This is a genomic window from Bacillus sp. XT-4 (assembly GCF_050864245.1).
Lineage (GTDB): Bacteria > Bacillota > Bacilli > Bacillales > Bacillaceae > Bacillus > Bacillus altitudinis.
Map to the genome: position 1 here is coordinate 315031 of NZ_JBPAFI010000002.1, position 26197 is coordinate 341227.

Here is a 26197-nt window from a genome sequence, read left to right on the forward strand (position 1 = left end):
TTAATCGACCTTCTTAACATCTTTCGATATGCTTAAGCCGGCTTTTTTAGCGGCTTCAATGATTCTCTCTGGTTCGCTTAGCAAGTCTTTTTCCTTTTGTAGTTCAGTGATCTTTTTCGATTCTAAAGACACTTGCTGTTCTAGTTTCTGCACTTCGATATTTGCGTGATAAACAGCAAAGGCTTTCGAAATGATGAGGATCGAGCTGCACATGAGAGCCATGACAAACATGACAAGTAAGATTTTTTCACCAAGTGTAATAGAACCTCTTCTTCTAATCACAACCGATTGACCTTGTTGCTCGGTTTGATGTTGCTTTACTTCTCTTTGGTAAGCCAAATTACTCATAAGAAACCTCCTTTTTATCATCATCTATGGTGTCGTTTACTTTTTTTCTGCAATTCGGAGCTTCGCTGAACGGGCACGGTTGTTATGTTCCAGCTCTTGTTCTGATGCAACGATTGGTTTTCTCGTGATCAGCTTCAGTTTTGGTTCAAGTCCTTCTGGAATCACTGGTAGTCCGTGCGGAAGTTCTGGAAGAGAAGACATTTCTTTAAATGTACTTTTACAAATCCGATCTTCAAGTGAATGGAATGTAATGACAGAAATTCTCCCCTTCGGATTGAGTAACTCTATTGCTTGTTCTAGTGCTTCTTCAAATACTTTCAATTCGTCATTTACGGCAATTCGGATCGCTTGAAATACTCTTTTCGCTGGATGTCCGCCTTTTCGTCTTGCAGGTGCGGGAATTCCTTCTTTAATAATGTCGACAAGCTCACCTGTTGTTTCAATTGGCGCTTTTTTTCTGGCTTCTTCAATTTTGCGTGCGATTTGCTTGCTGAATTTTTCTTCCCCATATTTGTAGAAAATCCGAACTAGATCTTCAAATGGCCATTCATTCACCACTTGTTTTGCCGACAAAGCAGCGGTTTGATCCATTCGCATGTCAAGAGGTGCATCATGGTGATAACTAAAGCCTCTCTCTGGTGTGTCAAGCTGAGGTGATGAAACCCCAAGATCAAAAATCACACCGTCTACGCTTGTAATTCCTTGTTCATTCAGACGTTCTTTTAAATATCGGAAGTTGCTTTTTATGAAAAGAATGTTCGCTTTAACATGTGCGAGCTTCTCTCGTGCATGATCCAGTGCAGCATCGTCTTGGTCAAACCCAATCAATGTACCTTTTTCTGATAATTGAGATAGTAAATATGAGCTATGACCTGCGCCGCCTAGCGTGCAGTCCACATATGTACCGTCTTCTTTGACGTTTAAACCGTCAACTGTTTCTTTTAATAATACTGTCTCATGTTGAAACATGATGATATGGTCCCACCTTTTTCAAATAGAAATGAATGTGTAGAAAGCTTGCTGCACAAGGGATTATTATATATCAAATCCAATCATGTTTTCAGCAATTTCAGCAAAAGAATCTTCTTGCTCTTCTGTATATTGTTCCCAGATCGACTTACTCCACAACTCAATTCGATTTGAAACGCCGATGACCACACATTCTTTTTCGAGTTTTGCATATTGGAGTAGGTTGGATGCGATGTTAATGCGCCCCTGCTTGTCCAGATCACATTCAACTGCGCCGGAGAAGAAGAACCGGGTAAACGCACGTGCATCTTTTTTCGTTAGCGGCAGTGCTTTGAGTTTCTCTTCAATTAGTTTCCACTCACTCATAGGGTAGCCAAATAAACATTGATCAAGCCCTCTCGTCAGCACAAACTGTTCTCCGAGACCGTCTCTAAATTTAGCAGGGATGATCATGCGCCCTTTTGTATCAATCGTATGTTGGTATTCACCCATGAACATGATATCAGAGCCCCACTTTCTCACCCATACTCTCCACTATCCACCACTTCTCTCCACAAAACTTATTTTACACTGTTTCTACATAAAAAAAAACCCTGAACTAGTCAGGGTTCATTAAAACTTTATTTCAAAGTTTGACAATTTGTTGCTTGTTTTGAAATGAAAATGGCAGATTTTTGAACGTTTTGAAGAATTCTGGACCATATTTGTTTAAAAAGTACATGATATTCCAAATTCTTTCTTGTGGTGCTTCGAGTGGTTTTAAACTATTTTCAATTCGTTCAAAATCTCGAAGGATGTATCCTTCCTTCTCTTCCACACGCTTTGCAACCTTTTGATAAACAAATTGAAGCTGGTCTTCTATAAATTTGGCATTTTTATCTAATAGCTGTTCAAAGCTTGGTTCGATCTCTAGCGCTTCTTGTCTCATGGCCTCGTGAACATTCGCTAATTCACGTTTGGCATGTTGAACTGATTGAACGAAGCTGTCTGGAAGACTTTGCTGAAAGTGCGCATCCTTCTTTTCTTTCACGCCTTTTGTCAGCACTTCTTCAACCGACAATTCTCTTATTGGCAGCTTCTTATCAATGTGCCTTTCAAGAATGGTGACGTGCAGTCTTGGAAGAACGGGTGCCATTTTGACATCGAAGTACTCGAAGATGCCTTTCAGCTCACCCCAATAGTTCACTTCACCGTGTCCAGCCATAAAAGCAAGCGTTGGAAGAAGGGTTTCCTGCATCAATGGACGGGTCACCACATTATTGCTAAACCGCTCTGGGTGCTCCTCGACTTCCTGCAAAAGCTCATCTTTTGTCCAAGTAAGCCCCACTTCAGATATAGAAAATTGGCCATTCTCTTGTTCAATGAGGAAACGCTCATCATCATATTCGTAAAACAAGTTGGCTTGTTGGTCACCAGCTTCAATAATCGGCTGATACCCTGCTTGTTCCATGGCAGCCTGCGTGTTATTTAAGCGAGCCACGATCGCATCACTCGACTCCACAATTTGCTTGAATAACGTACGTTCAAGTGGCTTCACGCCGAAGTCTCCTGAATTCAATAACAGGAGTCCATCTTCTTCAAATAGATCGCAAACAATCCACTCAAAGAAATCAGTAAACGTTTCTGATTTGCGTAAACATCGAAGAAGCTGATCAAACAAGTCATTGGTGTAAGCAGATTCCTCATAGGTTGAAAATACATCACGAAGCCATCTCTCTGTTTTCTCTTGGTGAAGAGGTGTTCTTTTCGCAGCTGTTTTTTTCACATGATGTAATGGAAGCTTTTGTTTGACTGGGCCTTTTTCGCCAGACGTGTACACAAAGTTAATTTCGTCTACGTCGTGATCTTCACCCGCTACCCAAAAGACCGGAATAACAGGAACGCCAAGCGCTGATTCTTTTTCTTTGGCAAACTGAATAATGGAAATGATTTTATGTATGGTATAAAGCGGACCTGCCAGTAAGCCTGCCTGCTGTCCTCCAACCACCATGACGCTCCGTTCATCACGGATCTTCTCAATATTCTCACGCATCGCAGCCGAATCAAATTTCGCATGATATGCGCTCATATAATCCGCTAAAGCCTCGCGCGGGAAGCTCCTTTCCATGAGATCGTCGTATCTCTTTTTCCATGTGTGCTCAGAATGTATATCATAATCAAAAAAAGCAGTCATCTCTTTTTTTTCTTCTATATAATCACGTATGAATAAATTCTGACTTCGGATGGAAAGTTCAGTCAATTGCATGTTTAGAACTTCCTTTCTTCAATAAATAGTTAGTTTCCCGAAAAAAGTATAGCATGTAAATGAGCTCACTCAAAAGATTTTGTTTGCTTTTTTTCCAATACTTCCAAGCTTCTATTCAAGAAAGTGAGGAATGGCGGCGTCATCCCTTGACCTTGAGCTTTTTTTAAAAGGTAGCCAATGATTGCTTTTCTTTCAGTTTGGCGGCCTTTGACGATATCTTGCAGCATCGACGATTGATTGGCAGCCGTTTGATGACAAATTGATTTCACATGAGCCCATAGACGATCTTTCTCAGGCAACCCTAGAATGGAAACCGCTTCTTCAAATGCACATGTCATCATATGTTCATATGCAGGGTTCGATACCAATTCCCCATTATTCACATGTAATAAAGCCGTCAACGGATTAATACACACATTGACGAGCAGTTTTTCCTCCAGTACTTTCTTCCATTCATCTGTATAAACCATTTGAAAATCGCCCGTTGACAGTTCACTACTCATAGGTCCTTTTTCCTCATGCAGAAATGCTCCCCACTTGATGACACCAATTCCTGTATGGTTTACTGCGCGATCAGACACCTTCATTGCGCCATGCTCTACTACACCAATATATAACTGATGTGCCGTTTTCCAGTTCTTTAAATCGACGAGGTGGGCCATTCCGTTCTGCAAAAATAAGATCCGCTGATGAGGCAGTCCCGATAATTCCCCTAGAACATCTTGCAGGTGATGATACTTCACTGTCACAATCAGCAAATCAAATATTCCTTTGACTCCCGTATCGGCTCCAACAGCTGATTGAATGGTTTCCCCTCTCACCATTCGTTCAATGCCTAATGCTCGAATTTCTTCTGCCTGCTGTTTTCTTCTTGTAAAGAGGGTGATGTCATGATGCTCTGATAAATAACTGGCACAAAGCAGACCAATCGCACCACCGCCAATGATTCCAATTTTCAATTGCCGCACTTCCCTTTTTCTGTTTACTTCATGTTATCAACTATTTTACCAGTTTCGTGCTACGATGCAAAAAGCAGATAACGCGCTATGATTGAATTTTTTTAATTAAAAAACTATAATAATAAGTGTAAAAACTTTTTTTAGGCGGATGGGATGAAAACGCCTTCAATGACATCACTGTCGACATTATGTGTGTAAGGGGGAAGATCACATGACACAAGTAAAACGTCTTCTGATTAACTACAAAACATTAGAGGAATTTAAACAATTTAAGGAATATGGCATACAAGAACTTTCCATGCTTGAAGACCTAGAAAGTAATATGATTGAAAATGACAGCAACTCTCCATTTTATGGGATTTACTTTGGAGATAAGCTTGTGGCACGTATGAGCCTCTATCAAGTAGATGGCTCGACGACGACGTATTTTGACCATAATCATGATTATCTAGAGCTGTGGAAACTAGAAGTGCTGCCAGGATATCAGCGTAAAGGATACGGCGAAGCGCTTGTTGATTTCGCAAAATCTTTCGGCCTTCCAATTCGAACGAATCCACGCGTCAAATCTGCCGGTTTTTGGGATAAAATGGGCTTTGAAGCGGTGAAATATGATATGGAACGCGATAAAGGAGAAAACCCACTCATTTGGGAGCCTGCACATATACAAAAGAACACAGGTGAGTCCGCTTAATCATTTTAATCAATAAGAAAACGCCCCTCTTTCCATCTGTGAGGGGCGTTTTCTTATTTTGCGTAATCTTTTAAGCTGATATTCTGTTTGACTCTTTCAACAATACCAATAAGTGCCCGGTAATCTTCTTCTGTCATTTTTAATTGACGTTTCAGCTGTTCATTTTCTTCGGTGAGTGATTTTAATTGATGCTGTGCATCTTTAAGCTCCTCCCGTAAATAAGCTGGACCAGATGGTTCTTTCTCAAGCTGCTCTAGAAACCGAATTACTTCTCGAAGCGTCAGTTCAGTCTGATCAGAAGATGCCTTCTCCTCTATGGTGAACGCATGCTGCGGTAAACCCGAAGAATGGATACCAATTTTTTTACGCAGTTCTTTTCGCTGTTTTTTGGCAAGCTCAATGCCCGCCTGGTACTGCTTTCTGACGTAAGAATTCCACCTGAATCCACATGCTGCTGCTGTTCTTGACAATGCTTTTCCAACCTCTTCAAATGCTGAAAGCTGGGTACCGCCATCTCGGATATGCCTTAAGACAACTTCTGCTAAAAGTAAATCTTCATCTTGTGTCCATGCGTCCTGCCGTGTAATCGTCAACTCATCATCCCCCCTGAATCTGAATACCACATCATATGCGCTTACTAGAGTAGATAGACTATTTGCAGGAGAGAAACCTAAAAATAGATCAATAAAAAAACGCAAGGGAAGATTCCCTCACGTTTTTTTATCAAGCATTAGTTGCTTTTTACGTCTTTGCCTTTGTATGTTCCGCAAGATTTGCAGACACGATGAGAAATTTTCATTTCACCGCATTCTGGGCAAGCTACCATACCAGGTACTTGTAGTTTGAAATGCGTACGACGCAATCTTTTTTTCATTTTAGAAGTTCTTCTAAAAGGTACAGCCATTATTCCCACCTCCTTAAAGAGTTAAGATTCATTATTTTCTTCTAAGAGCTTCTTCAAGCCTTCCAGACGAGGATCAATTCGGTTTTGATGTGCATCTTCCGAAATGACCGCCCAGTCATTCCCTTCCTGTGGTGCAGCACCTTTTACATCAGCTTGGTCGCAAAAGATTTGCATGGGCACTTCAAGAAGAATTTCTTCCTTGACTATAGGCGTTAAGTCGATGATATCGTCTTCTACAACAGATACGTCTTCATCTTCTATATCGTCTGTCTTATGAAGTACAAATAGTTCTTTTGTTGAAATCGCAAATGGATAATTTACATCAACAAGCGTTCTTGAACAAGGCAATGTCATTTCACCTGTGATGGTTAAATCAAATGCGACTTGCTTTGATTCGATCACTCCAGTCCCTTTCACCTCTACTGGTGAAATACGACGTATATCTGAATGAAGGCTAGTAAGTTCATTTAAGTCAACCGTCTCATGAAAATCGAAGCTGTTTTTAGCTTTTTGATGTAACTGATAAACTGTCCATTTCAATTGTATCACCTCTAAGAGCAACAAACATGATTATAGCTTTCATCATGCTATTTGTCAATATTTTTTCTTTACAGTCCTTCATGACGTCAAAGGGCTGTTTGACATCAGTTCTCGGAATGCCTACACTGAAAAAAATGGTCTTCATTTTTCCCTTATGCTACTGTAGCACAGACCATTTAACCATAGCAAGAAAGGCGGAACATCTATTGAAAGCAGTGGGAGTCGTTGTCGAGTACAATCCATTTCATTATGGGCATGCCTATCATGTGAATCAGGCGAAAAAACAAACCTCCTCAGATGTTGCCATTGCCGTCATGAGCGGTTCTTTCCTCCAGCGCGGGGAGCCTGCCATCGTCTCAAAATGGGCACGTACAAAAATGGCACTGCAAAACGGTGTAGACATTGTGTGTGAGCTTCCATACATATATGCCGTACAAAAGGCAGAAACCTTCGCCAATGGCGCTGTGTCCATCCTCGATGCATTAAAATGCCATTCTCTTTTTTTCGGCAGTGAGGATGGAGAGATCAACGCATTTGAGCGCACAGCACACGCTTGGCATGAAAAAAAGGCAGAGATTGATCTTTTAACAAAAGAAAAGGTGAAAGAAGGTCTTAGTTATCCCGCCGCCGCAGCAGGTGCGTTTCAAGAGGCCATTCATTCTGAACACTTACTGGATTTGTCCAAACCAAATAACATTTTAGGCTTTCATTATGTTAAAGCCATCTTAGAGAGAGCTCCTCACATGCAGCCTTTTACGTCTCAAAGAATTGCATCTGATTATCATGATGAAGAACTGCCTGACAACCAAAAAATCGCAAGCGCCACAAGTATCCGAAAAGCATTAAAAGAACAGAGCTCATTTCAAGCAGTCACGCCCTACCTCCCGGACGCTACTTTAAAGCAATTACACGACTATCATTCTTCATATGGTCTTTTACATACGCAAGAAGCCTATTTCCGCTTTCTGAAACATGTTTTTCATACAATGGATACGAGTGAACTAGAGGGCATCTATGAAATTGAAGAAGGCATTGAACACCGCATGCAAAAAGCCATGACACATGCGTCTTCCTACGAGGAGTATCTATCACTTGTCAAAACAAAACGATATACGTGGACAAGGTTACAGCGGATGAATACGCATCTATTGATGAACGTGAAGAAAAAGACGATGCACGAGCTGCTTGAAGAGAAAAAAGCGCCCTATATTCGTTTACTTGGAATGACAAGGAAAGGACAACAGTACCTGTCTCTTGTAAAAAAAGAGTTGGATGTACCACTTGTGAGTAAACTGTCTTCCTTTTCACATCCCGCCCTTGATCTTGATATTCGCGCTTCAAGGGTGTTCAGCCTTCCCATCTGTGAACCCATGCAAACAGAATTAGCGAAAGCAGAGTTTAAAACATCACCGATTCGATATGATGAAGAGAGCGGGCTCTTTTCATCTCGATAGAAAAAAGCAGCCTGCAAGTCAGGCTGCTCTTTTTATGATGCTTTCTCTTTTAAATTGTTTAAATAGTTTAGTGCGTCCTGCATGGTATCCACAGGAACGATTTTCATATCACTTTTAATATCTTTTGCTGTTTTGACTGCATTTTTGTAGTCAGAGTTTGGGTCACCTTTATCATTCGGTGCAAAGAAGATGTCTTTTCCTGCTTTGTCTGCTGCAACAACCTTTTGATCAATTCCGCCAATCGGTCCGACTGTACCATCTGCATCAATCGTTCCAGTCCCTGCGATCGCATAGCCATGTGTTTCATCTTCTTTTGTCAGCTGATTGTAAATTTCAAGAGACATCATTAAACCAGCTGATGGACCGCCGATGTTTTCAATATCCACTTTCACAGAAGGAGACACTTTCACATGACGGTCTGTAAATAATGATACGCCAATTCCCACTCGTTTTGGCTCTTCTTTAAATGGTTTTAACGTCACGTTCTGCGTGATTTCTTTGCCATTACGTTCAAGTATAAAACGGACAGTCGTGCCTGCTTTTTTACTGCTGATATACGAAACCATTTTATCTGCTGACTCATATGTATGGCCGTCGACGCTTTTGATCTTATCGCCCACTTCAATCTTCCCATATGCAGGCATTCCTTTCATCACATAGCTCGCATATACCCCATTAAACGTATAATCTACTTTTTTCCCCGCTTTTGTATAAGCGGCAATCATCGCATTTTCTTGAGAACTTTTCATGAGCTGCAGCTGCCGTTTCATATAATCCTCATCAGACTCTCCGTCCGCTTTAATATTTTCTTCTGGAACGATTTCGTCATACTTGTTCATTTTTGCAAGCAAATACGTATATGGATTGGCTGGACCTACTTTAATGGTCATAAGAGAAAAGCTCCCCTTCTCGCCATATCCTCCGTCTACTTGAATGTGTGGCGCAATTTCTGTTGCATCACCTGGCTTTGTGACGTAATAGGGCAGTTTCACAAAAGTTAAGCCAAATAAGACTAGAACAACAGCAAAAAAGCTGAGCCAGCGAATATTTAATTTTTTCATTCGATTAACACTCCCATTTATCAATGACATCTTTCAGTTTTTCTCTTAGTTGGTCGGCGGCGAGTTCACCTGCTTCAATCATTTCTTGAACCTGTGTAAACGCACTAGAGCTAAAGGTCTCGAGCTTCGGCCGAATCATGAGATCTGCATGAATGGTTTGGTGACGAACCAATTCATTTTGAAGGATGTCCAAACTTTGCATAATGACATCCGATAATCTCGTTGCCTTTTCTGTTTTTTTCACCCTTGATACATCAGAGGCGATAATGAGATCTGCCCCCATTTCTTTCAGAACAGAGACAGGAATGCGGTCCACTACCGCTCCATCCACCAATTGCCTGCCGCCTATTTCATGCGGAACAAACACACCCGGAATGCTAATGCTTGCCCTGACTGCTTGTGAGACAGACCCTTCTTTGAACACAACCTTCTCCCCTGTCTGAAGGTCACAGGCAACAATCGCAAGAGGCACGCGCATTTCTTCAATATTCTTCCCATATGTAAACGTGTGAATCAGCTGCAAAATTCGATTTCCTTTTAACAGACCGATTTTTGGCAGTGTATAGTCAGCATAATACTTTCTTCTGAAGACAAGTGCAAGTTTTTTCATTTTTTCTACGTCTTGTCCTGCCGCATAAAAGCTCCCCACAAGAGCACCAATACTGCTTCCTGCGATCATATCCACCTGAATTCCTTGTTTCTCAAGACTAGATAAAACCCCGATATGCGCCATCCCTCTGGCACCCCCGGAGCCCAGCGCAAGCCCGATAATCGGTCGTTTCATGAATCCACCCTCCTCTTTCTATGCATATATACGAATCTATAGGTCTAAACATGCCCCTTCTCATCGTATAGTAATAGAAGACAGGCTCGGCTAGCATCTCTTTTTCTTTAATCACGAGCTCGCCAATAGATTATAACGGCAAGGGGCGACATCTCCATGAAAAAATGGAACACTCTGTTCATCGCTGCTTTTTTTATCTTTTTAACAGCCACTGTGATAACACATCCACAAGCCTCTTTGCAAGCATCAAAAAATGGACTTGCAATGTGGTGGGAAGTGGTTTTTCCATCGCTGCTACCTTTTTTTATTTTGTCCGAGCTATTAATCAGTTTCGGGATTGTCAGATTTGTCGGCGTATTATTAGAGCCATTTATGCGGCCTATCTTTCGGGTGCCTGGTGTCGGCGGATTTGTATTAGCGATGGGAATGGCCTCTGGTTTTCCTTCTGGCGCTAAATTGACGACAAGACTTCGGCAGGAAGGACAGCTGACAAGAATTGAAGCAGAACGCCTTGTGTCATTTACCAATTCTTCAAACCCTTTGTTCATTTTTGGAGCAGTGGCTGTAGGATTTTTTCATCACCCAGCTTTAGGCATTGTGTTAGCCTGTGCACATTATTTAGGAAATCTCGCGGTTGGGGTAACGATGCGCGGATATAAAGCACGTCATGATGCGCACCTCAGAAGCCGAAAAGGATTTTTATTGCCTCCAATTCGAGAAGCATTCAGCGCTCTTCATACGGCAAGACTCGCAGAAAAAAGACCACTTGGCCAAATATTAAGTGACGCTGTCATGTCATCTGTTCAAACGCTCTTTATGATTGGCGGCTTTATCATTTTATTTTCTGTCTTTAGTCAAATGCTCGCTGTCGTTCATGTAACAGATCTTCTCTCTATCGGGATCGGCTCTATACTGAAAACGATGCACCTTCCGCCGGAATTAGATCTAGCCATGATTGCGGGTCTATTTGAAATCACATTAGGAAGTCAGCTCACAGGATCACAAGAGGTTTCCCTGCTCGCTAAAACGATTGTGGTCAGCTTTATTTTAGGATTTAGCGGATTCTCCGTTCAAGCTCAGGTAGCCGGCATTTTGGCAGCAACCGATATACGCTTTAAACCGTTTTTCTTCGCCCGTTTGCTTCACGGTATTTACGCAGCCGTCTTTGCCTTTCTGTTATTCAAACCCCTTTATGTCTCTAAAGCAGACATGGCGCTTCCAGCAGGGGCATTTGAAGCAAGCGAGCAAGTCGTGATGTTTAGCAGCGTGTTATGGAATCAGCTTGTATCTGCTGGTCCTCTCATCACCTTGTTCAGTCTGATCGTGTATATTGCGCTCTATTATCAGAAATTAAAAAATGGATGAGTGCACAATGCACTCATCCATTAAATTTTTCTTTCAGCGCAGCTTCGACCTCTTGCGGTACAAGCTCTTTGACTGATCCATGATACTTCGCTACTTCTTTAACAATGCTTGAACTTAAGAAGGAGTATTGATTATTCGTCATCATAAAGAACGTTTCAATGTCATCATTCAACACTTTGTTCATTGATGTCCCTTGCATCTCGTATTCAAAGTCCGTCACCGCTCTAAGTCCGCGCAAAATGACTTTCGCCTCTTTTTGTTTCGCATAATCAACGAGCAGTCCATGAAAGGATTCCACTTTGATATTTGGTAGCTCCTTTGTTGCTTGACGAATGAGTTCACATCGCTCTTCAACAGTAAAAAGCGGCTTTTTTGACGAGTTATTAAGGACGCACACATATACTTCATCAAAAATCTTTGCCCCTCTTTTGATAATATCCAAATGGCCCAATGTGACTGGATCGAAGCTACCCGGACAAACGGCTATATTCCCCATGCTTTAATTTCCCCGCTTTCTATAGATCGTAATGCCAGTCATTCCGTACATTTCCTGCCTTGAGATATGTAGCTGTCCTGCTTCCTCTGGCAGTGTCACATCTTTATCGTGCTCACACACAATGACGCCATCATCTGCTAATAAGGAATGCTCATCAATCGTATCAAGAAGTGCTTTCAACTTTTGATCTTTATACGGCGGATCAAGGAAGATGGCTTGAAAAGATTCTTCTCGCTTCACTACAGCAGCGAGTGCACGGTTTGCATCATTTCGAAACACTTCACTTTGATCCATCAGCGACAATTGATTCAAGTTGCCTTTAATCGTCTGAATTGCCTTCATATCTCGATCCACAAAAATACAATGATCGAACCCTCTAGAAAGCGCTTCAATACCTAAACCACCACTTCCAGCAAATAAATCAAGGGCCCATCCCCCATCAAAATACGGTCCAATCATATTAAAAATGGATTCTTTTACTTTATCTGTTGTTGGTCTTGTTGATTGGCCGGGTACGGCTTTCAGCGTGCGGCCTTTTTTTGTTCCAGAAATCACTCTCATTTTTCCACCACTTTTTCTGCTTGCATCTATTGAATATTGTTTGATGACAAAAAATTCAACATTATCTTACCATATCCACTCCACATGGGACAATGCACTGAATTCCATTCATTTTCTATGTATAGATCACAAAAGAGAGGGTCATACTACTGTTAACAGCATCTGATGTGGTGCTGTTGCCAACCGCGGAGAAGACTTACGTTTCCCCATAAGTTCTTCCTCCGGTTTCTCCTCTCCCTTTGCCTTCTCCTTAATGAATCATTAAGAATAGAAGGACCCCGCGGGTGATGCCGCGGGGGTTTTTTTGTGTCTTTAAAAGCCCACCTTATAATCATACTCTTTTGCTTTGTCCAATTTCGATTCGTACTCTAATTTAATAAAAGGTTTATAGGAAGGCTCAACACGTTTTACAAATGGCAATGAACTGAGCTTTGCCATGTGGCGCTCAAGATCATTCATATCACAATAAATCACTGCATATTTCATTTTCCTTGAAATATAGTGAACATTCCCAAATTTCCTTAGTGCTTTTGACTGCTTTAACGAATGCAGCCAAACGACCATCCCTTGACGTTTGGTATCCATCTTTTCACCTGCCGCTTTTCAATTCTTTCCGTTCATTATGTAAAAGACGAGACGTTCAAGTCTCGTCAAGATACTTTACAGCCACAGCTGCCTCCTGATCCACAGCCACCGCCGCATGATGATAGACCATCAAAATATGGGTTCCCTGTTGGAACTTTAATATATGCTGATACAGCTTGACCGATTTCAATACTAATCTCATCTAAGATGGATTGAATCGCTGTTTCTGCTTTTTTGAAATCAACCACTGTATCGTGAAGATCTAGCTTTCTTTTGACCTCACGCATTTCTTTTGAGATCGTTCTATAGTCCGGATGGTATTTGCCGAACCGCTGCACATCTTCATATTGCTCTTTTACTTTTGTAAAATGGGCAATAATTTGTTGGGCTTCTTCGTCTTGCTGGAGACGCTTAAAGCAGTTGCGGTAATGTTCAGCCTCCTCCGACTGAAGAATCATGGCAGCCAATTGATTTGCTTCCTCTTGGAGCTCCACAGATTCGATTGTCGCATACATAAATGTTGCACCTCCAATTCATAGTTTACCACGAAACCTATGGATCAGAAAATGCTTTTACGTGACAAATACATCCCATGTCTCTCTTTTCTGCTTATATTCAGGGTGACGAGAATTTAGCACAACGGTCATTTTATGCTTTCCTTTTGAAAGGTGCTTGACCACAAACGCCGCAGTATACTCATTGCCTGCCCGTTTCCCGTCTACATACACAGTAAAATACCCCGCCTTCTTATCCTTTTTCAAGGGTGAAGGTTCAAGGTGAAAATCTTGAAGTGTACTTTCTATATACACAACAGATCCCTGCACTTTGTATTTTAAAAAGCCTTGCTGCTTCATTTCACTTTGCGTCTGCTGCATGACTGGTATTGCTGGTTCTTGCCTAGTTACTTGCTCTTGATCATGTTGACTTTGACATCCGGTGAGAAGAAAAAGCAATGCGCATATTGACAGCATCCATTTCATGTTCTGATTCTCCTTTCGTCTACTTTCATAGGATGCTCATGAAATAGACATCTTAATCAACTCAAAAAAAGCCTCACCCGGCTCCATTTTGATTGCGCATTGCTTGGAACATCTGGATCATCATTTCAGCCATTTGGACACTATTGCTCAACTGGCTCACACGATGAGGAATGGTTTTTTCGTAAAAGTTCATTTTATCTAATTCAAACGAAGTGACATTTTCAGGATGCCGCGTTAACTGTCTATACCAGAGTGGGCGCTGCCTGATGAATTTGATTCGATCCTCTTCGGCCATGACAAACTCTTGTACTTCTCTCCGCACCAAAAGCATCCCCTTTCAATTAATCTTTCCTGAAGGAGAATGGGTGCTGGCTGCCTCCAGATGAACCCTTCTTTGAGCCATTTGATGAAAATTGACCGAGTAAGCTTTGTAAAGAGGAAATAGACTGGCTCATTTTATTAATTTGTTCATTCATTTGATCAGTGTCCATTTTTTTCACTGCAGAAACCATTTTAGACATAAAATCTGCTTTTCCCGGTTCACTTTGCTTAGTGGCTTTTTCTTCTTTTGCTTCTTCCGTTTGTGTTTGACGGTAAGGAGACCACATGTCATCTTCCTCACCAAACATGACCCAATTCTCGTATAAACTTTGCCAGCTTTTTTCTTGCGTCTGCACTTCTTGAATTAATTTCGGATGGCGTCTGACGAACTGTTTAAATTCATCAATGGATGTTTGCTTTTGCTTATTTGTCATATCCTCACCCCCCATACAAATGCCTACTATACTATATACATCTGGGTCTATTTTGGTGAGCCCTTTTCATAAAAAAACAGCCGCTATCTGTGCGCAGCTGTTTAGAGGATTAAGACGTTTTCTTAATGAAGTTTTGTGTATAGTACTTTTCTTTCACACCAACGCCAAGGTGCGTGTAATCTTGATTTAACAATGCCTTCCGGTGACCTTCGCTATTCAGCCAGCCTTCTACAGCTGCAGGGCCATCAACATAATTATATGCAATGTTTTCCCCCGCAAGCTGAAATGCGACCTCGCCTCTTTCTAACCGGTCTTTCAGCGTGCCGTATTTTTTAGATTCATGGGAGAAATAATGATGATCTTTCATGTCCTCACTATGCATGAATGCCACTTCAGAGGTTTCATCGTCCCACTTTAAGGTCGGCAGTTTGTACTTATGGCGGATAATATTGGTCATATCAAAAATTTGTTTTTGACTCGACGCTTCAATATCCTTCCATTTTTCACCTGATATCGCCTCAGGTTCAATTAATTGGCCTCGATAGACGACTTCATACGGCTTTTGTTTGACAAATGTATCTGCGTTAAAGGCTCTAATGCTCGAAAGAGTGCTTTCAAACTTATCCATGTAGAGCTGGACATACACATCATCTCCCACTTTCACCGTCGGCCTGGTATTCATATCATCTTCTGAGAATTCAAAGCGATATGAATTTCCCTCGTCCTCTACATGAATGTAAGGAGCGATTTGTGTTTTTTTAAACACTTCACTTGTGGCTTGACCGATTTTAAACGGCTCAACATTCAGCCCATCCCCTGTCGCAAACAAGGTCACCACTTTACTGTCCTTTACCCCTACTTGAATATAGTGTTTCTTCGATTGATTGTATATCCACCAGTCATAATCATATGCGGAAGGATCAATGCGATCTGGTTCCCCTAGCTGTTTAAGCACTTCGTTTGAAGACTTCCCCATAAAGGACATGAGACCTTTTTTCGGAATGTTGATCGGCTTATCGCTAGATGTTTCTTCATTAGACACCTTCGGCTCATTGCTGTTTTCTTTTTCTGGTGAAGATCCATATTGAATAAACAGAACGTACGTTCCAGATATAATCAGGAGGATGAAGAGTGTTTTCAGCACAGTTTTCAAATAAACACCTCCGTTAAATTGGCAAGGTACAAAAAGTACCTTCTACTGTCATTTAAACAAAACTTGCTCCATTTATCAACGACAATACAGCCTATTTAACACGAATTTAAAATATGCCCCTCCTAATGAAGAAATCCTTGGCCATGATCCTGGTCTTGTTGAGAGATTTCCGTCAGAGCATCACCTGCACGATCGTTTGATAAATCTTCAACTGATAAATCCCCAAGGGCTACGATCCCTGTGAGTGCCCCGTTTTTGACAACCGGGATACGGCGGAGCTGATGTTCTGACATCAACCGGACAATTTCTTCTAGGGTTGCATCTTCTTCAGCTGTCAAAACTTCCTTCGTCATGATGGCACCAACCTCTTGTGAGTTCGGCTTTTTCTCAGCAATACCTCTAAGTACAAGGTCGCGGTCTGTGACAATACCAACAAGCTGATCTCCGTCGACTACTGGAATGGCACCAATGTCAGCATCTTTCATTTTGACTGCCGCTTCATACGCATTGTCGTCCTTTTGCAACGTCACTACTTTTTTCGTCATGATATCTTTGATTTTTTTCGTTTTCACGTTGATTCCTCCATCCGTTATTTTCTTTATTACTGTAACCAGCTTATAAAAGAACATACCCTTCACAGTTGAAAGTTTAACGCTTTCATACTATGATTGTCAGTAAAGGGAATTTTTATAAGGAGGGGTTTTGGGTGAAGTTTGAAGGTACGGGGATTGAAAAGGTATCAGCTGACTTAAATAAATTGGATTTCATTATGGAAAGTGAAGGATTTGTACGAGCCGATCAATGGGATTACGAGCGTGTGACGTACGATAGGAAGTATAACATGGTAGAGGGGACGTTTTACTTACGGATCTCTGGCTACGCCACTGAGGGAGATGTCGGCTCCAAAAAAGCCCACATCCAGCTGCTGACACCTTTACTTGGAAAACACTATTATCCGCATGGTGTTGAATATGGAGAAGGCGAAGATTTCCCTAAATCTCTTATTCAATCCAGCAAAAAAACACTGAACCAATTAAAAGAAAAACTAGAAGCGATAACTGCTGAAGCATAAAAAGCACAGCCCCTGCGGCTGTGCTTTCAGCGTGTAAACAAACCCTCGCATTCGTTGTCAGTCCTGTGCGCTGGTGCTCACGAATGCCAAATTCGCTCCGCTCCAGTGCTCGTCCTTCCTAGACTGCAAAGGTTTTCTATCACGCTGAAAAGAAGACAAAGGGCTAAAATAAAGTTCATTTTAGCCCTTTGCCAACAATCTGGAAGCACAGCCCTGCGGCTGTGCTTTTCATTTATTCATATTTCGGAATGAGCGCATCTGGTACGGCATCTTTCGCTCTTTCTTTTCTCGCCCAGTCAAAGAAGACAACAGCAAGAATCGATCCGTATACAATCTCTTGAATGATTTTCATCAAAATAGCACCTAGCTGCTGATCTTCTAGCAGCGGCAATGTATGAAACATGTCAGGTCCTGTAAGCGCAAGACCAGCAAGCATATCACTCGGTACGCATAGGTGCAGTGCTTGTATCCATGCACCGGCATCTGAATAAGTGGCATAGATAGGCGCTTCACTAAACATAATGAGTGCGCAGGCAGGTGTCATTAAAATCCCATCTGCCATAATATATCCAAGCTTTAAGATACCTGTAATCTGCGGCTGACTTTGCACTTTATGGACAAGCGGCCACCACATGAAAAAGGCAGCGATAAAAATGACAACCGTCATCAATGCGTGATAAAACGGATCTGTTTTAACAAAATCGAACACAAGCGGAATATGATAAAGCGAAAACAACCCGTTAAATCCGAGCAAGGCAATCAACGGCTTAGAAAACAAGCGGAAAATCGGCTGAATACCCCGTGTTTGAATGATCCGCTCCCAAATCGCCGCAGGTAAACCTGTAATAAGAAGCGGCGGGATGACCAAATAGAGCACTGCCATTTGCGCCATATGCGCACTGAACATAATATGCCCCATTAAATCAATCGGGCTCCCCTTCACTGCGTAAAGCAACACAAGCCCCGTGAGAAATAGCGTTTTCTCTTTCACCGTCGCACGGTGCTTGCCCTTCGTCACGAGAAGCAGATAAAAAGCGGCTGCTACTACAATACATGTCAAATAGTAAGGACTCCATAATGCACGAAATCCAAATATCTCTAAGTTTTCCATTGCTGCGCCTCCTTCAAGGGCAAAGCGAGCTTACCACCAAATAATGGTCAAAAAGGCTAAAACGGTAATAAACGCGACAAACACACCTGAGTAAAGAAACAACGCGGGTGTTTCATGCCCTTTTTGGTTCATGTGCATAAAATAATAAAGCTGAAAAGCCACCTGAATCACTGCAAGCAGTAAAATAAAAGGGACAGCGAACCAATTTCCGACGTCTTCAGAGGCGATTGTTAAAAAGGCAACAAACGTTAAACCAATCATCAAGCCGAAAGAAATGAGCTGATGCTTCATTTCTTCGGCATTTTTCTTTTTCCGATAGACAAGATCGACTTTGGACTGATTTGTGTTTTTATTTCCCATTCTTATCCCACCATTCCCATTAAATATACAACGGTAAAGATGAAGACCCACACAACATCAATGAAGTGCCAATAAAGGCTCGCCACATAATATTTTGGTGCATTGTATAAATCTAGACCGCGTCTCATATTCCGAATCATCAGAGCGGTGATCCAGCAAAGTCCAAATGCGACGTGAGCCCCGTGTGTTCCAACAAGCGTATAGAAGGAAGAGCCAAGTGCAGAGCTCGTAATTGTAAATTCATACGCATGCACATAATGATAAAACTCATAAATTTCTACCCCTAAAAATCCAGCACCTAAAAGAACGGTTACACCTAGCCAAAGCTGCATTTTTTTAAAGGCAAAGTTTTTCATATGATACATAGCATACACACTCGTTAAACTGCTCGTTAACAGAAGCATTGTGGCAATAAAGACAAGTGTGAGGTCAAACATTTCAGTTGTTGTTGCGCCGCCTGCATTTGAATTTTTCAGCGCCAAATAAGTGGCAAACAAAGATGCAAACAGGACCGTTTCTCCCCCAAGAAACAACCAGAACCCGACGAACTTATTCTTTCCTTCTAACGTGGCTTTCTCAGGAGAAGCCGGAAAGGTTTCCGCTGTCATTTTTTGTGGTTCCATTATGCTTTCACCCCTTTGTCATCGTCATCCGTCAAATCTTCTTTGTGAATATGGTATCCATGATCATCTTTAAGAGAGCGAACGAGCATGGTCGCAAACGTGATGCCAAGACCAATGAAGATCACCGGTAGACCCCAGCTGTGTTCTTGACGATACATAAAACCAAACGCTGACACAAATAGACCGAATGAGATAATGATAGGCAAGATGGAATTATTCGGCATGTGAATATCATCGAGCGGTTCAGATGCTGTCATTCCTTTTTTACCATCCATTTTCTCAATCCATAATGGATCGAGCCCCCGTACAAGAGGCAGCTGCTTAAAGTTATATTCTGGCGGAGGTGAAGATACTGCCCATTCAAGCGTTCTTCCATCTCCCCAAGGATCGCCCGATACACGCTCCCCCTTTGCTGTCGTCCAGATGATATTAATCAGCATGATCACAACTGCTACAAACATGAACAGTGCCCCAATCGTACTGACCAAGTTCCCAAGGTCTAGACCCTGACCTGGCAAGAACGTAAAGACTCGGCGCGGCATGCCCCAAAGACCGAGAAAATGCTGGATAAAGAACGTTAAATGGAAACCGACGAAAAACAGCACAAAGCCAATTTTCCCAAGCTTCTCATTCAATATTTTCCCAAACATCTTCGGCCACCAATAATGCACACCTGCTAAAATACCGAAGACCACACCACCGATAATGACATAGTGGAAATGCGCCACAACGAAGTACGTGTCATGGAACTGATAATCCGCTGCTGCTGCTGCAAGCATGACGCCGGTTACACCGCCAAGTAAGAATGACGGAATGAACGCAACTGAATATAGCATCGGCGTTGTAAACTTCACATTACCGCCCCATATGGTGAGCAACCAGTTAAATACTTTAATTCCAGTTGGCACCGCAATCGCCATTGTGGCTACGGCAAAGATCGCATTGGCAATTGGACCAAGTCCTGTTGTGAACATGTGATGCGCCCACACCATGAATCCAAGGAAACCAATTAATACAGTCGCAAACACCATGGACGAATAACCAAACAATCTTTTTCTTGCAAACACCGGAATGATCTCAGAGAAAATCCCAAATGCCGGCAAAATCAAGATATACACTTCTGGGTGTCCAAAAATCCAGAACAAATGCTCCCAGATGATTGTATTTCCGCCGAGCTCTGGATTAAAAAAGCTCGTATCAAACATTCGATCAAGCATCAGCATCGCAAGTCCTGCTGTCAGCGGCGGGAATGCGAATAAAATTAGTGCGGATGCCACAAACGTCGTCCAGGTAAAGAGCGGCATTCTCATATACGTCATACCTGGCGCTCTCATATTAATAATCGTTGCAAGAAAGTTGATTCCGGCAATTAGCGTACCAATACCCGCTATCTGCAACCCTAAAATATAGAAATCCATGCCGTGCCCTTCTGAATTCAGCGTGAGCGACGCATAGGCAGTCCAGCCTGCATCAGGTGCTCCGCCCATAAACCATCCAAGGTTTAAGAAAATTCCTCCGAAAAAGAACAACCAAAAACCAAGTGAATTCACAAATGGAAACGCTACGTCACGTGCACCAATTTGAATGGGTACAACCGCGTTCATTAATGCAAATAAAAGCGGCATTGCTGCAAGGAAAATCATCGTTGTTCCATGCATCGTCATGACTTCATTGTAAAACCCTGCACTCACAAAATCATTTTCAGGGATGGCTAGCTGAATACGGATAATCATCGCTTCCAGGCCACCAATTAAAAAGAAAAATCCCCCTGCCACTAAATATAGTATGGCAATTTTTTTGTGGTCAACCGTCGTTAAGTAATCCCATAAGACAGCGCCAAACCCCCGCTTTTTAGCTATTGTACTCACCATGAAATCCCCCTCTTATCTCCCATTTGCCCCTTTTCATATCAATGTCTATCTTCACGTTCTAAAAACAGACTATATCTGACAGATGACTTATTCTTGGATGTAGAGACTTATTCGGGAGCTCTTAACAAAAACTTCACATAGATCGTATACCCTTTTGAATGTGCACCACTTCAAGCTGCTCAAGGCATTTACTGTATTTGAAGACCTTTTAAATACTCGTAGAGTGCATCTGCTTCTGAGTCATTTAGTTTAGGGTACGTCCCTGTCATCTTATTACCTGGTTTAAAGCTCTCTGGATCTTTCAGCCATGCTTTGACATTTTCTTTGTTCATGTCTTTAATTCCAGCTACTTTTGTCCGCTCTCCGAAGGTTGCAAGGTTTGGTGCAGTCCTTGCCGCCTCTGGCCGTTCATCTCCAGGCTCTACCGCGTGACAGCTTAAACAGTTTTTCTCTTTAAAAAGTTTTTCACCCTCAAGGGCTAGATCTGACGTAGATGCAGGCTTCTTATAATCTGCCATCTTTTTCGTCCAGCCTAAAAACTCATCTTGAGAAAGCGTTTTAACTTTAAAGTCCATTAAAGCATGTGATGGACCACAAAGCTCCGCACATTTCCCATAGAAATATTCTCCAGCATCTTTCGTTCGTTTTGAGTCAAATGTTAAATAAAACTTGTTCTCGTTGTCTGTATTTGTATCAATTTTACCCCCAGCCGATGGAACCCAGAAAGAGTGTTTCACATCGGATGCTTTCAGCTTAAAATAAACCTTTTGGTCAGTTGGAACAATCAATTCCTGACTTGTCACAATCCCATAATCAGGGTATTCAAATTCCCACCAATATAAGCTGGCTCTTACATTCACAACAAGTGTTTTTTCAGGATCTCGTTTTTTCTTATCCATAGCGCTTGTATCCCCTAGCTCAAGCGTGTATGCCACAACAGGTACAACGAGAATAATGAGTAGAAGTATCGGAATCGCTGTCCACGTAATTTCGAGGTTACGGTTCCCTTCTACCTGTTTAGGAATCGTATCTTCTCCCACTTTAGAACGTTTGAATTTAATGATGACGTAAAAGAAAATGATCGATACAACAATAACGACAAGAACCATAATAAGTGTACTCAGTACCGTTAGGAAAAACTGTTTATCTGCTACTTCCCCAACTGGCTTGAGTGTTGATAAGTATGGTTCACCGCAGCCCGCCAAAACGAGCGTCAGTAAAAGAAACAGTGAATAAACACGCCATTTTCTTATCATAATTTGTCCCAACCCCTTTTGCTTGATCTCCTTTGCCTTTCGCTTTTTACCTCTTATTTATAAAATCACCTTTCACCCATCCATAACCCCCGCCTCTTATAAAAGCACTTACATTTCCTCTTTTCATAAAAAAATGATGTTTTTACTCAAAATACCATCTATGTATAAACAGAAAGCCGCCTAAATAGAACTGAATATCAGGCGGCTTTCATAGTTGTAAGAAAATGTTGTGTTATAAGATATAGCCATTGTTTTGATGTGATCAAAGTGTATTTCACTCTAGAATAGTGTAATAATAATCATCGCAACGAAAAAGATCGTTAAGTAGTTTAATGAATAAACGAACATGAGTGTTGACCACTTCATGATATCTTTCATTTTAAAGCCCATAAGACCAATGACGAGCCATCCAATGTTCAGCAATGTGCCAAGTGCGACAATCGGCCATCCTAATCCACCTAAGAAAAATGGAAGCGGGAGAAGACATGCTGTCCAAATGATGATTTGGCGTTTTGTGACTTCAAAGCCGTAAACAACTGGCAGCATTGGAATACCTGCTTTGCGGTAATCTTCCGTTTTCTTAATCGCAAGTGATAAGAAATGCGGAATTTGCCAGATGAACATAATCATAAACAGGACCCAAGCCGTTGTGTCGATGGTGCCTGTAACAGCTGTCCAGCCAATTAATGGCGGAACCGCACCAGATACACTCCCAATGACTGTATTAATGGTGTAATGGCGTTTAGACCACATCGTGTATAGAACTGCATAAGTAAAGACACCGATAAATCCAATCACTGCTGATGTAACAGTTGTCATCAGAAGCATAATCAGTCCAAGTACAACAAGCAGAATACCAAATGCATACGCTTGACCCGGCTGAACTTTACCTGTCACCGTCGGTCTTGTTTTTGTTCTTTCCATTAGTATATCAATATCACGGTCAAACGCATTATTAATGGCGCATGAACCGGCAATAATAAGAGAAGAACCAATCATTGTTAACAGAACAATATCAAGATTCCCAAGGAAACTCATATCTGTAAAATAAAAAGCAAGCCACATTCCAGTAAATGTTGTAATGAAATTGGAATTGACGATGCCCATTTTAATAAGAGCAAGAAAATCTTTTAAAGCGGTTGTTTCTTCTATTTGTCCATGAATAGCTGCTTCCGCGGCTGTTTTGGAATTTGCCAATGTGTATAACCTCCCTTGCCCAAACCTTCAAACGAACGAATAAAACGTAAAATCGTTACAACTCTATCATACAAGATAAAGAGCTGTAAAAAAACATCCTATTAAATAATAAACGACAAACTTGAAGTTATTTGTGAACTTTTCGTGAATTTATTAGGATGTGCGTTTCAGAAGGCGGTGCAAAATGAAATATTCTCTCCTCTATTTCTATCAGACTGTCAAAGAAAGATCAAGCACTCTAAATCTGTAAACTTTGTGAACTAACATATCATTTTTTTGTGAACTTTGGTCATTATGAATTGCAACAGAACACGCATTTGGCTTAAACTTGAGAGCATGTGAGGTTTTCATTTAGATCAGAAGTTATTTAGAGAAGGTGAAATCATTTGATGAAATTTGCTTTAAGGTTATTGAGCGTTGTCACAACATTTGTGATGCTGATCGTTCTGATTGGCGGTGCGCTTGTGACGAAAACTGGCTCCGGTCTTGGCTGCGGCAGACAGTGGCCCCTTTGCCACGGTCGTTTCTTTCCAGAAATGAACCCTGCTTCCATTATCGAATGGAGCCACCGCATGTCAACAGGAGTTTCCACCATTCTTGTACTGGCACTGGCGGTCTTATGCTGGAAAAAAATCAGTCCAGTATTCCGTGAAACCAAATTTTTGGTCATCATGTCCATTATATTCTTACTGCTTCAAGCGCTGTTAGGGGCACTCGCAGTTGTGTTTGGTTCTAACGCACTTGTCATGGCACTGCACTTCGGTATTTCACTGATTTCTTTTGCTTCCATTTTACTGCTGGCCCTGCTTGTGTTTGAAGCAACCAGATCTGAAACAAAGCTTGTGAAGCCGCTTCATATCGGCAAAAGAATGCAGTTCCATATTTATGGGTTGATCACATATACGTATATTGTGGTGTATACGGGCGCCTATGTGAGACATACAAAATCAAGTCTTGCATGCTCTGTCTTCCCATTTTGTTCAAAAGATGGCGCACTTCCAGCGTATTTTAATCAATGGGTTCAAATGTCTCACCGAGCAGCAGCCCTTCTTTTATTCGTTTGGATATTTGTTGCGATGTTCCATGCCCTTAAACATTATAAAGAACAAAAGCAGCTGTATTATGGATGGATCATTTCAGCCATTCTGATTACACTTCAAGCGATCTCTGGTGTCATGTCTGTTTATTCTCAGCTCGCACTCGGTTATGCGCTTGCTCATTCATTCTTTATTTCTTGTTTGTTTGGGGTACTATGCTACTTCTGCTTACTCATTGCCCGGTTTAAATATGAAAATAGAGAGCCTTTCAGATAAACATACAATCCCCCTTTCATCCGAAAAGGGGGATTTCTTTTATGTTTGTTTCGCTTCTTCAAATAGCGAAATGGCTTTTTTTCGTCTTTCTTGATGATCGACTGTAGGCAGAGGATATGTATCCCCTAGCACACATCCCGATTTCATTTGCTCATCTATCGGCATTTTACTCGGTTCATGAATCCATTTTTCATTCACATGCTTTAGTTCTGGTACATACCTTCTAATATATTCTCCGCTTGGATCAAATCGTTTCGACTGGGTCGTTGGGTTAAAAATACGGAAGTAAGGAACCGCATCCGTTCCAACAGAGGCCGCCCACTGAAATCCCCCAATATTCGAAGCCTCATCATAGTCGACAAGTTTTCTCGCAAAATACGCTTCGCCCTTTCTCCAATCGATGAAATAATCTTTTGTCAGGAATGAAGCCGTCACCATTCTCAAACGGTTATGCATCCAGCCTTCTTCATTTAACTGTCTCATCCCAGCGTCAACGAGCGGGAAGCCTGTTTGTCCTTTACACCAAGCTTCAAAAAGTGTCTCATCATCATTCCATTTTATATGTTGAAAGGAGGAGTTGATTTCTTTTTCTTTCATCTCTGGATAATGCGCAAAGATCATATGATAAAAATCACGCCATGCCAGCTCTTTGATAAATGTTTCCTTGCCCTCATCTTCAAAAAGTTCTTCCTCATTGACAGCATGAAAGATCGTGCGAATAGAAATGGTCCCAGTTTTTAAGAACCGAGACAGCTTGCTCGTCCCAAAAACAGACGGAATATCTCGTTTCTCGTGATAACGCGTCAATCTTTCTTGAATAAAGCCGTCTAGCGTGCTTCTCGCTTTGTCTGACCCAATCTGATCGAATTTCCTTGTACATTTCTTGATGATGTCCCTTAGTTTCTCATCTCCCTTTTCAGAAAGTGACTCATCACAAATCGTGTGCTCACTGCTCAGAAATGATTTGTCAACTTTTATCACAGACTGCTTCTCCTGCTTCCGCCACGCTTGATAGTATGGAGTAAACACTTGATAATGAGACCCATCCGCTTTTAAAATATCTCTCGCCCCATGCAGATGCGTATCTTGCCACTTTGACACATGAATGCCCTTTTCTTCTAAGAAACGGGTCACTTGCTCATCACGTGTTCGACCATTTCCTACTTCGTCCTCATTAAAAAAGACCGCATTGATGTCATAAGCATTCATGAGCTTTTGAAAAGCGGACAAAATATCATCATGAATGAGATGAACATACATGTGAGATTCTCTCGCTTCCTTGACGAAATTGGCCAAGTTTTGAAAGAAATGTTCGTTGTTCAAATCCAGTTCCATTTCTGTAAAAAACGGATCTAGATGATAAAAAGCAAATAATCGGTACTGATGTTTTTTTGCATATGTGATCGCTTTTGATAAGGCGATATGATCATCCAATCGCATATCTCGGCGAAACCAAATCACGACAATTTCCACTCTTTCTTCACCTCATTCTATAGTGTAATCACTCTAACAGGCGGCTGCACATTTTAATGCGCTCAAAAAAA

31 protein-coding genes are annotated in these 26197 nt (G+C 41.6%); 5 read left to right on the top strand and 26 right to left on the bottom strand.

The window, feature by feature from the left end; genetic code table 11:
- The 5 genes from ftsL to ACRRMM_RS06800 form a co-directional block, all read right to left on the bottom strand.
- Entirely contained in the window at window positions 1–348 is a 348-nt protein-coding gene (gene ftsL, locus ACRRMM_RS06780) for a cell division protein FtsL (RefSeq protein ID WP_008344998.1), read from the bottom strand.
- Between the two features lie 36 nt (window positions 349–384).
- The gene (rsmH, locus tag ACRRMM_RS06785) at window positions 385–1317 is read right to left on the bottom strand and encodes a 16S rRNA (cytosine(1402)-N(4))-methyltransferase RsmH (protein WP_035392149.1); all 933 of its coding nucleotides are present in this window, start codon (window positions 1315–1317) and stop codon (window positions 385–387) included.
- 66 nt (window positions 1318–1383) lie between these two features.
- Window positions 1384–1815, bottom strand: coding sequence for a division/cell wall cluster transcriptional repressor MraZ (gene mraZ / locus ACRRMM_RS06790; RefSeq protein ID WP_003211163.1), 432 nt, complete (start codon window positions 1813–1815; stop codon window positions 1384–1386).
- Between the two features lie 127 nt (window positions 1816–1942).
- On the bottom strand, window positions 1943–3562 hold the full coding sequence (bshC, locus tag ACRRMM_RS06795) for a bacillithiol biosynthesis cysteine-adding enzyme BshC (protein WP_428828930.1): 1620 nt from the start codon (window positions 3560–3562) through the stop codon (window positions 1943–1945).
- A 65-nt stretch (window positions 3563–3627) separates the two neighbouring features.
- Window positions 3628–4521 (bottom strand): 2-dehydropantoate 2-reductase, encoded by an 894-nt coding sequence (locus ACRRMM_RS06800; protein WP_060832310.1) that lies wholly within the window; start codon window positions 4519–4521, stop codon window positions 3628–3630.
- A gap of 211 nt (window positions 4522–4732) precedes the next feature.
- On the opposite strand from ACRRMM_RS06800, the gene ACRRMM_RS06805 reads away from it, so the two are divergent.
- A complete protein-coding gene (locus tag ACRRMM_RS06805; protein ID WP_007499784.1) occupies window positions 4733–5212 on the top strand; it encodes an N-acetyltransferase in 480 nt (159 codons plus the stop codon).
- A gap of 53 nt (window positions 5213–5265) precedes the next feature.
- Here ACRRMM_RS06805 and gerR read toward each other — a convergent pair whose 3' ends face one another.
- From gerR to ACRRMM_RS06820, 3 genes are all read right to left on the bottom strand, one after another.
- Window positions 5266–5805 carry a sporulation-specific transcriptional regulator GerR gene (gene gerR, locus ACRRMM_RS06810; protein WP_017359370.1) on the bottom strand — a complete coding sequence of 180 codons (540 nt, stop codon included), beginning with the start codon at window positions 5803–5805 and terminating at the stop codon, window positions 5266–5268.
- Between the two features lie 137 nt (window positions 5806–5942).
- Entirely contained in the window at window positions 5943–6116 is a 174-nt protein-coding gene (gene rpmF, locus ACRRMM_RS06815) for a 50S ribosomal protein L32 (RefSeq protein ID WP_008354700.1), read from the bottom strand.
- A gap of 21 nt (window positions 6117–6137) precedes the next feature.
- Window positions 6138–6656: a YceD family protein gene (locus ACRRMM_RS06820; protein ID WP_008345010.1), complete on the bottom strand. Its 519-nt coding sequence runs from the start codon at window positions 6654–6656 to the stop codon at window positions 6138–6140.
- 206 nt (window positions 6657–6862) lie between these two features.
- Between ACRRMM_RS06820 and ACRRMM_RS06825 the strand changes: the two genes are divergently transcribed.
- On the top strand, window positions 6863–8110 hold the full coding sequence (locus tag ACRRMM_RS06825; protein WP_428828929.1) for a nucleotidyltransferase: 1248 nt from the start codon (window positions 6863–6865) through the stop codon (window positions 8108–8110).
- Between the two features lie 32 nt (window positions 8111–8142).
- Here the strand turns inward: ACRRMM_RS06825 and ACRRMM_RS06830 are convergent, their stop codons facing one another.
- Together ACRRMM_RS06830 and ACRRMM_RS06835 are read right to left on the bottom strand one after the other, a co-directional pair.
- Window positions 8143–9171: a SepM family pheromone-processing serine protease gene (locus ACRRMM_RS06830; RefSeq protein ID WP_428828928.1), complete on the bottom strand. Its 1029-nt coding sequence runs from the start codon at window positions 9169–9171 to the stop codon at window positions 8143–8145.
- Between the two features lie 4 nt (window positions 9172–9175).
- On the bottom strand, window positions 9176–9955 hold the full coding sequence (locus ACRRMM_RS06835; protein ID WP_008345016.1) for a patatin-like phospholipase family protein: 780 nt from the start codon (window positions 9953–9955) through the stop codon (window positions 9176–9178).
- A 156-nt stretch (window positions 9956–10111) separates the two neighbouring features.
- On the opposite strand from ACRRMM_RS06835, the gene ylbJ reads away from it, so the two are divergent.
- Entirely contained in the window at window positions 10112–11320 is a 1209-nt protein-coding gene (gene ylbJ, locus ACRRMM_RS06840) for a sporulation integral membrane protein YlbJ (RefSeq protein WP_336749761.1), read from the top strand.
- A 13-nt stretch (window positions 11321–11333) separates the two neighbouring features.
- On the opposite strand, the gene coaD is transcribed toward ylbJ, so the two are convergent.
- The 9 genes from coaD to ACRRMM_RS06885 all read right to left on the bottom strand — a co-directional run bounded on the left by coaD (window position 11334) and on the right by ACRRMM_RS06885 (window position 16395).
- Window positions 11334–11816: a pantetheine-phosphate adenylyltransferase gene (gene coaD, locus ACRRMM_RS06845; RefSeq protein WP_007499803.1), complete on the bottom strand. Its 483-nt coding sequence runs from the start codon at window positions 11814–11816 to the stop codon at window positions 11334–11336.
- Between the two features lie 3 nt (window positions 11817–11819).
- Window positions 11820–12377: a 16S rRNA (guanine(966)-N(2))-methyltransferase RsmD gene (rsmD, locus tag ACRRMM_RS06850; RefSeq protein WP_007499805.1), complete on the bottom strand. Its 558-nt coding sequence runs from the start codon at window positions 12375–12377 to the stop codon at window positions 11820–11822.
- Window positions 12378–12689: 312 nt separating this feature from the next.
- Window positions 12690–12962, bottom strand: coding sequence for a YlbG family protein (locus ACRRMM_RS06855; protein WP_008345023.1), 273 nt, complete (start codon window positions 12960–12962; stop codon window positions 12690–12692).
- 65 nt (window positions 12963–13027) lie between these two features.
- Window positions 13028–13477: a YlbF family regulator gene (locus ACRRMM_RS06860; RefSeq protein ID WP_007499807.1), complete on the bottom strand. Its 450-nt coding sequence runs from the start codon at window positions 13475–13477 to the stop codon at window positions 13028–13030.
- Window positions 13478–13534: 57 nt separating this feature from the next.
- Complete coding sequence (locus tag ACRRMM_RS06865) at window positions 13535–13942, bottom strand: hypothetical protein (protein ID WP_035392159.1); 408 nt, start codon at window positions 13940–13942, stop codon at window positions 13535–13537.
- Window positions 13943–14015: 73 nt separating this feature from the next.
- Window positions 14016–14264 (bottom strand): YlbE-like family protein, encoded by a 249-nt coding sequence (locus ACRRMM_RS06870; protein WP_017359376.1) that lies wholly within the window; start codon window positions 14262–14264, stop codon window positions 14016–14018.
- A gap of 19 nt (window positions 14265–14283) precedes the next feature.
- On the bottom strand, window positions 14284–14697 hold the full coding sequence (locus ACRRMM_RS06875; protein ID WP_108611210.1) for a YlbD family protein: 414 nt from the start codon (window positions 14695–14697) through the stop codon (window positions 14284–14286).
- A 109-nt stretch (window positions 14698–14806) separates the two neighbouring features.
- Window positions 14807–15850: a CAP domain-containing protein gene (locus ACRRMM_RS06880; protein ID WP_008345031.1), complete on the bottom strand. Its 1044-nt coding sequence runs from the start codon at window positions 15848–15850 to the stop codon at window positions 14807–14809.
- Between the two features lie 122 nt (window positions 15851–15972).
- Window positions 15973–16395, bottom strand: coding sequence for a CBS domain-containing protein (locus ACRRMM_RS06885; protein WP_034646433.1), 423 nt, complete (start codon window positions 16393–16395; stop codon window positions 15973–15975).
- 161 nt (window positions 16396–16556) lie between these two features.
- On the opposite strand from ACRRMM_RS06885, the gene ACRRMM_RS06890 reads away from it, so the two are divergent.
- The gene (locus ACRRMM_RS06890) at window positions 16557–16922 is read left to right on the top strand and encodes a YugN family protein (protein WP_008345035.1); all 366 of its coding nucleotides are present in this window, start codon (window positions 16557–16559) and stop codon (window positions 16920–16922) included.
- A 232-nt stretch (window positions 16923–17154) separates the two neighbouring features.
- Here ACRRMM_RS06890 and ctaG read toward each other — a convergent pair whose 3' ends face one another.
- The 6 genes from ctaG to cyoE all read right to left on the bottom strand — a co-directional run bounded on the left by ctaG (window position 17155) and on the right by cyoE (window position 23340).
- Complete coding sequence (gene ctaG / locus ACRRMM_RS06895; RefSeq protein ID WP_008345036.1) at window positions 17155–18033, bottom strand: cytochrome c oxidase assembly factor CtaG; 879 nt, start codon at window positions 18031–18033, stop codon at window positions 17155–17157.
- Window positions 18034–18063: 30 nt separating this feature from the next.
- Window positions 18064–18393 carry a cytochrome c oxidase subunit IVB gene (gene ctaF, locus ACRRMM_RS06900; protein WP_003211520.1) on the bottom strand — a complete coding sequence of 110 codons (330 nt, stop codon included), beginning with the start codon at window positions 18391–18393 and terminating at the stop codon, window positions 18064–18066.
- A 2-nt stretch (window positions 18394–18395) separates the two neighbouring features.
- Window positions 18396–19016, bottom strand: a complete 621-nt coding sequence (gene ctaE / locus ACRRMM_RS06905) for a cytochrome c oxidase subunit III (RefSeq protein ID WP_007499822.1) — start codon at window positions 19014–19016, stop codon at window positions 18396–18398.
- Window positions 19016–20887, bottom strand: a complete 1872-nt coding sequence (ctaD, locus tag ACRRMM_RS06910) for a cytochrome c oxidase subunit I (RefSeq protein ID WP_007499823.1) — start codon at window positions 20885–20887, stop codon at window positions 19016–19018. Before ctaD ends, ctaE begins: the two co-directional genes overlap by 1 nt.
- 188 nt (window positions 20888–21075) lie before the next feature.
- Window positions 21076–22143: a cytochrome c oxidase subunit II gene (gene coxB / locus ACRRMM_RS06915; protein ID WP_057079588.1), complete on the bottom strand. Its 1068-nt coding sequence runs from the start codon at window positions 22141–22143 to the stop codon at window positions 21076–21078.
- Window positions 22144–22422: 279 nt separating this feature from the next.
- Window positions 22423–23340, bottom strand: a complete 918-nt coding sequence (gene cyoE, locus ACRRMM_RS06920; RefSeq protein WP_007499825.1) for a heme o synthase — start codon at window positions 23338–23340, stop codon at window positions 22423–22425.
- 389 nt (window positions 23341–23729) lie between these two features.
- On the opposite strand from cyoE, the gene ACRRMM_RS06925 reads away from it, so the two are divergent.
- Window positions 23730–24653: a COX15/CtaA family protein gene (locus tag ACRRMM_RS06925; RefSeq protein ID WP_008345045.1), complete on the top strand. Its 924-nt coding sequence runs from the start codon at window positions 23730–23732 to the stop codon at window positions 24651–24653.
- Between the two features lie 39 nt (window positions 24654–24692).
- On the opposite strand, the gene ACRRMM_RS06930 is transcribed toward ACRRMM_RS06925, so the two are convergent.
- Complete coding sequence (locus tag ACRRMM_RS06930) at window positions 24693–26126, bottom strand: cryptochrome/photolyase family protein (protein ID WP_017367181.1); 1434 nt, start codon at window positions 26124–26126, stop codon at window positions 24693–24695.
- Window positions 26127–26197: the final 71 nt, after the last annotated feature.

What these genes read in the sequence shown, in the direction of transcription:
- rpmF (WP_008354700.1), bottom strand. Translation starts at nt 6,116, where the DNA reads ATGGCTGTACCTTTTAGAAGAACTTCTAAAATGAAAAAAAGATTGCGT.
- ACRRMM_RS06855 (WP_008345023.1), bottom strand. Translation starts at nt 12,962, where the DNA reads ATGGATACCAAACGTCAAGGGATGGTCGTTTGGCTGCATTCGTTAAAG.
- rsmH (WP_035392149.1), bottom strand. Translation starts at nt 1,317, where the DNA reads ATGTTTCAACATGAGACAGTATTATTAAAAGAAACAGTTGACGGTTTA.
- ACRRMM_RS06835 (WP_008345016.1), bottom strand. Translation starts at nt 9,955, where the DNA reads ATGAAACGACCGATTATCGGGCTTGCGCTGGGCTCCGGGGGTGCCAGA.
- coxB (WP_057079588.1), bottom strand. Translation starts at nt 22,143, where the DNA reads ATGATAAGAAAATGGCGTGTTTATTCACTGTTTCTTTTACTGACGCTC.
- rsmD (WP_007499805.1), bottom strand. Translation starts at nt 12,377, where the DNA reads ATGAGAGTGATTTCTGGAACAAAAAAAGGCCGCACGCTGAAAGCCGTA.
- ACRRMM_RS06885 (WP_034646433.1), bottom strand. Translation starts at nt 16,395, where the DNA reads ATGACGAAAAAAGTAGTGACGTTGCAAAAGGACGACAATGCGTATGAA.
- ACRRMM_RS06925 (WP_008345045.1), top strand. Translation starts at nt 23,730, where the DNA reads ATGAAATTTGCTTTAAGGTTATTGAGCGTTGTCACAACATTTGTGATG.
- ACRRMM_RS06875 (WP_108611210.1), bottom strand. Translation starts at nt 14,697, where the DNA reads ATGACAAATAAGCAAAAGCAAACATCCATTGATGAATTTAAACAGTTC.
- ctaG (WP_008345036.1), bottom strand. Translation starts at nt 18,033, where the DNA reads ATGGAAAACTTAGAGATATTTGGATTTCGTGCATTATGGAGTCCTTAC.
- coaD (WP_007499803.1), bottom strand. Translation starts at nt 11,816, where the DNA reads ATGGGGAATATAGCCGTTTGTCCGGGTAGCTTCGATCCAGTCACATTG.
- ylbJ (WP_336749761.1), top strand. Translation starts at nt 10,112, where the DNA reads ATGAAAAAATGGAACACTCTGTTCATCGCTGCTTTTTTTATCTTTTTA.
- mraZ (WP_003211163.1), bottom strand. Translation starts at nt 1,815, where the DNA reads ATGTTCATGGGTGAATACCAACATACGATTGATACAAAAGGGCGCATG.
- ACRRMM_RS06830 (WP_428828928.1), bottom strand. Translation starts at nt 9,171, where the DNA reads ATGAAAAAATTAAATATTCGCTGGCTCAGCTTTTTTGCTGTTGTTCTA.
- ctaD (WP_007499823.1), bottom strand. Translation starts at nt 20,887, where the DNA reads ATGGTGAGTACAATAGCTAAAAAGCGGGGGTTTGGCGCTGTCTTATGG.
- ACRRMM_RS06860 (WP_007499807.1), bottom strand. Translation starts at nt 13,477, where the DNA reads ATGTATGCGACAATCGAATCTGTGGAGCTCCAAGAGGAAGCAAATCAA.
- ctaE (WP_007499822.1), bottom strand. Translation starts at nt 19,016, where the DNA reads ATGGAACCACAAAAAATGACAGCGGAAACCTTTCCGGCTTCTCCTGAG.
- ctaF (WP_003211520.1), bottom strand. Translation starts at nt 18,393, where the DNA reads ATGGGAAATAAAAACACAAATCAGTCCAAAGTCGATCTTGTCTATCGG.
- ACRRMM_RS06805 (WP_007499784.1), top strand. Translation starts at nt 4,733, where the DNA reads ATGACACAAGTAAAACGTCTTCTGATTAACTACAAAACATTAGAGGAA.
- ACRRMM_RS06865 (WP_035392159.1), bottom strand. Translation starts at nt 13,942, where the DNA reads ATGAAATGGATGCTGTCAATATGCGCATTGCTTTTTCTTCTCACCGGA.
- bshC (WP_428828930.1), bottom strand. Translation starts at nt 3,562, where the DNA reads ATGCAATTGACTGAACTTTCCATCCGAAGTCAGAATTTATTCATACGT.
- ftsL (WP_008344998.1), bottom strand. Translation starts at nt 348, where the DNA reads ATGAGTAATTTGGCTTACCAAAGAGAAGTAAAGCAACATCAAACCGAG.